Raw genomic sequence first — 3,911 nt, forward strand, 5'->3', positions numbered from 1 at the left:
GGAGTACCTAGGGCCGGGTCTGCTCGCGCACCCAGGCGGTGTAACCGGGGTTGCCGCTGTCCTCCCGGCTGACCAGGATCTCCGGCACCTCGTACGGGTGGTTGGCGCGGAGCTGGTCGACCAGCGCGTCCACCCGGTCCGGCGCGGTCTTGAACCGCACCTGCCACTCGGCGGTGGTCTGGATCGCCGACTGCCACCAGTAGGTGCTGTCCACCGGGCCGCCGACCTGGGCGCACGCCGCCAGCCGGCCGGCGACCGCCGCGGCCGCCAGCACGTCCGCGACCCCGCGGGCGTCCACCACAGTCGTCACCACGCAGATCTGCTCCACCAGCGCACCTTACGCGGCGCGCGGCCGGCGCGCCGAACAGGCGCGGGGAATCGGATCAGGCGTCGACGGTGCCGTTGCGGTTGTCCGCGATCCACCTGTCGATGCGGGCCCACCAGTCGAACAGCCAGTCGATGCGTTCCTGCTCGCCGGCCGGGATCTCCTCCGGCGGCACCGACCAGAACCGCATCACGATCCGCTTGTCCATCGGCAGCTCGCGCCACACGTCGGCGACGGTGAGCATCTGGTCCAGGCCGGTGTGCGCCACGAAGATCACTCCGGCGTCCGGCGCGGCGTCGAGCGCGGCGAGCAGCCCGCCGGGCTGCGGGGCGAGCACGTGCCGCATCCGCTCGGCGCGGCGCGCCATCCGCTCCAGCCCGAGCCCGCGGAGCCGGTCGATCGCGCGCAGCCGCCGGGACGGGGTGAAGTTGCCCCCCTCCGGGAAGATCACGAAGGCGTCGTCGTCGTCCAGGCCGGTGGCCAGGTGCCCGATCTGCCGCACCACCGAGTCGCGCCCGTCCGGCCCGGCCGCGATGAACCGGTTGGGCAGCCGGTTGAGCAGCACGTCGATGGCCGGATCCCACTGGAGCGTCTCCTTGAGCACGATCCGGGGTTCCCGGTTGAACCAGTTCACCAGCGCGTGGATCAGGATGAACGAGTCACCGGGCCCGGCGTGCCGGCAGACCACCAGCTCGGGGCGGCCGGGCAGGGCGGTGTCCGGGTCGGTGCCGACCACGTCGATGCTCAGCCGCAGCGTCCACCGGGCCTGCCAGAACATCACCCGCAGGAACCATCCGGCGAGCACGTAGTGGGCCCGCTGGAAGGCCGGCGCACGCTTGTAGACGCCGAAGCCGGAGGCCAGCCAGAGCAGGAACAGGGCGAGCAGCGCGGCGGCGTCCCAGACCAGGTAGACGGTGCCGAACCAGAGCAGCCGCAGCGGGCGCAGCCGTCCCGGCACCAGCGGCGACGCGGCGAGCGCGAGCAGCGCCCAGGCCGGCAGCGTGGTCACCACGAAGAAGGCGAGCAGCACCACTCCGGGCGCGAGCACCAGCCGGCGGAGCCAGCGGGGCGGCAACGGCATCAGCGCTCCAGCGCGGTGTCCAGGTATCGGCGGGAGGCAGTGTACGCGCGACTGATCCGCCGGCCCACCGCCGCGGTGTCCCGGTACGCCCACGGGCTGTCGTCGCGCGGCTCCAGCCCGCCGGTGGGCAGCACGTGTACCTCCACGTCCTCGGGCAGCGCCGCCATCTCCCGCGCGAACCGGTGCCGGCGGGCGATCTCGAACGCCACCTGGGCGATCTCCCAGGGGCGGCGCGGCGGGCTCAGCTCACGCTCTATCCGGCCCACCTGGAGCACGAAGATCTGCTTCGCGCCGAGCAGCACCGCCTCGCCGACCGGGATCGAGTTGACCACGCCGCCGTCGATGTAGTGCTGGCCGTCGATCTGGGTCGGGGGCAGCAGCCCGGGCACCGAGGCGGAGGCGAGCACGGCCGGCACCAGCGGCCCGCTGTGGAACCAGTGCTCGGCGGCGCGCTCGATGTTCGCGGCGCAGCAGCGGAACGGCACGGCCAGGTCGGCGAAGGTGGTGTCCTCGCCCAGTGTGCTCTCCAGCAGGCGGTACAGCGGCCGGGGCGAGTGCAGGTGGGTACGGGCGGCGAACCGGCGCAGCTGGCGGGCGACCGAGTCGCCGTACACCTCGCTGGCCTCGGGCGACGCCCAGAGCCGGACCAGCCGGTCGGTGACCGCCTCGGTCGGGTCGGCGGCGACCAGGGCGCCGTTGACCGCGCCGATCGAGGTGCCCAGCACCAGGTCGGGTTTGATCCGGGCGCGGAACAGGGCGCGCAGCATCCCCACCTCGACCGCGCCGAGCACTCCCCCGCCGCCGAGCACGAACGCCACCGGACCTGCTGCCATGACGTTCATCCTGGCACGCGGCCCACAGCCGGCCGGGCGGACCGTCCCCGCTGGTCCCGGCGGTGACCGGGAGCCATCACGGATGCGCGCCGCGCGATCGGCGCCGCGCGGACTGTTGACAGGTAAGACACATTCACGCAACCTGATAGCGCTCCCGAGCCCAGGCAGGTGCGAGCTGATGGCGACACTCCAGGCCGGCCGCCTGCTGGCCCGTCGGTACCGGCTCATCGACCGGATCGGCGCCGGTGGCATGTCGGTGATCTGGCGGGCCCGCGACGAGGTGCTCGACCGGGTGGTGGCGGTCAAGGTGCTCGCGCCCTCGCTCGCCGCCGACGCCCGGTTCCGCGACATGGTGCGCGAGGAGGCCCGCTCGGCCGCCCAGCTCGACCATCCACATGTCACGGCCGTGCACGACTACGGCGAGACGGTGGCGCCGGACGGCTCGATCACCTCGTTCGTGGTGATGGAGCTGCTCGCCGGTGAGGAGCTGGAACACCGGCTCACCGAGGGGCCGCTGCCCTGGCCGGAGGCGGTGGAGACCGGCGCCCAGGTGGCCGAGGCGCTCGCCGCCGCGCACCGGCTCGGCATCGTGCACCGGGACGTGACCCCGGCCAACGTGATGATGACCGGCACCGGGGCGAAGGTGCTCGACTTCGGCATCGCCACCCGGGTCGGGACGCCGGACGACGACGAGGATGGCGGCACGTTCGGCACCCCCGCGTACGTGGCGCCGGAACGGCTGGACGGGGCGCCGGCCCAGCCGGCCACCGACGTCTACTCGCTCGGCGTGCTGCTGTTCGAGACGCTGACCGGGCACCCGCCGTACCCGGCGGAGACCTGGGAGGAGCTCAGCGCCGCGCTCGCGGAGAGCCCGGAGCCCAGCCTCGACGGCGTACCGGGGCTGCCGGGACCGGTCGCGGAGATCTGCCTGCGCTGCCTGGCCCGCGACCCGCGACAGCGGCCCACCGCGCACCGGGTGGCGGCCGTGCTGCGCGACCAGATGCTGCCCGCCGACCCGCAGGCCGCCACCATGCTGGCGCCCACCATGACGCTGCCCGCGCTGCCGCCGTCGTCTGCTCCCCCGCCGCCCGGGCCGGCCGCGGACCCGGTCCCGCCGGGCAACCCGGCCGCCGCGCCGAGCCGGCGGCGCGTCCTCGCGCTCGCGGCGGCCGGCGTGGCGGTGGTCGCCGCCGCCGCGCTGCTCGTGCCCACGCTGACACCGGACCGGCCGGAGGACCCCCGGGTGCTGCCGACCGCCGGGCCGGTCCAGCCGCCGTCCACCGTCGCGCCCGCGCCGGAGCCGCCGGTCGTCACGGCGCCGGCCACACCGTCGAGCGCGCCCGCCACCGGCGGCAACCGTCCGCCCGCGACCGGCCAGCCCGACGCCGCCGAACGGGTCGACGGGCTGATCGAGGCCGGGCGGGCGGAGGGTCAGATCCGCGAGGACGTCGGGGTGGACCTGCGCCACCTGCTGCGCAACGCGGTCGCCGCGAGCGGTGAGGGCGAGGTGACCGCCGCCGTGGACCGGCTCCGCGACAAGCTCGACGACCGCCGCCGCGAGGGCAGCATCACCCCCGGGTACGCGCGGCGACTCGACGCGGCCGCCGCGGAACTCGTGGCCGGGCAGACCTGACCGGTCAGCCCGCGACCGCGGGCGCGACCGCCCGGGGTG

At 75.1% G+C, this 3,911-nt stretch carries 4 protein-coding genes; 1 reads left to right on the forward strand and 3 read right to left on the reverse strand.

The features are described 5' to 3' along the window. Positions 1–7: 7 nt before the first annotated feature. From cutA to KBX39_RS25485, 3 genes are read right to left on the reverse strand one after another with little or no spacing between them, the layout of a single operon-like run. Positions 8–328, reverse strand: a complete 321-nt coding sequence (gene cutA, locus KBX39_RS25475; protein WP_030503202.1) for a divalent-cation tolerance protein CutA — start codon at positions 326–328, stop codon at positions 8–10. Positions 329–383: 55 nt separating this feature from the next. Then, a complete protein-coding gene (locus KBX39_RS25480; protein WP_064447864.1) occupies positions 384–1,406 on the reverse strand; it encodes a 1-acyl-sn-glycerol-3-phosphate acyltransferase in 1,023 nt (340 codons plus the stop codon). Further along, a complete protein-coding gene (locus KBX39_RS25485; RefSeq protein WP_043328558.1) occupies positions 1,406–2,239 on the reverse strand; it encodes a patatin-like phospholipase family protein in 834 nt (277 codons plus the stop codon). The genes KBX39_RS25480 and KBX39_RS25485 overlap by 1 nt, the downstream gene beginning before the upstream one ends. Positions 2,240–2,417: 178 nt before the next feature. Here KBX39_RS25485 and KBX39_RS25490 point away from each other — a divergent pair, with 178 nt between their 5' ends. Beyond that, entirely contained in the window at positions 2,418–3,872 is a 1,455-nt protein-coding gene (locus KBX39_RS25490) for a serine/threonine-protein kinase (RefSeq protein WP_210872887.1), read from the forward strand. Positions 3,873–3,911 lie beyond the last annotated feature (39 nt).

Source organism: Micromonospora sp. D75, assembly GCF_018070405.1.
In the GTDB taxonomy this organism is placed as follows: domain Bacteria; phylum Actinomycetota; class Actinomycetes; order Mycobacteriales; family Micromonosporaceae; genus Micromonospora; species Micromonospora chalcea.

Coding starts and splice junctions, on each gene's coding strand:
- KBX39_RS25480 (WP_064447864.1), bottom strand. CDS start 1,406: ATGCCGTTGCCGCCCCGCTGGCTCCGCCGGCTGGTGCTCGCGCCCGGA.
- KBX39_RS25485 (WP_043328558.1), bottom strand. CDS start 2,239: ATGGCAGCAGGTCCGGTGGCGTTCGTGCTCGGCGGCGGGGGAGTGCTC.
- KBX39_RS25490 (WP_210872887.1), top strand. CDS start 2,418: ATGGCGACACTCCAGGCCGGCCGCCTGCTGGCCCGTCGGTACCGGCTC.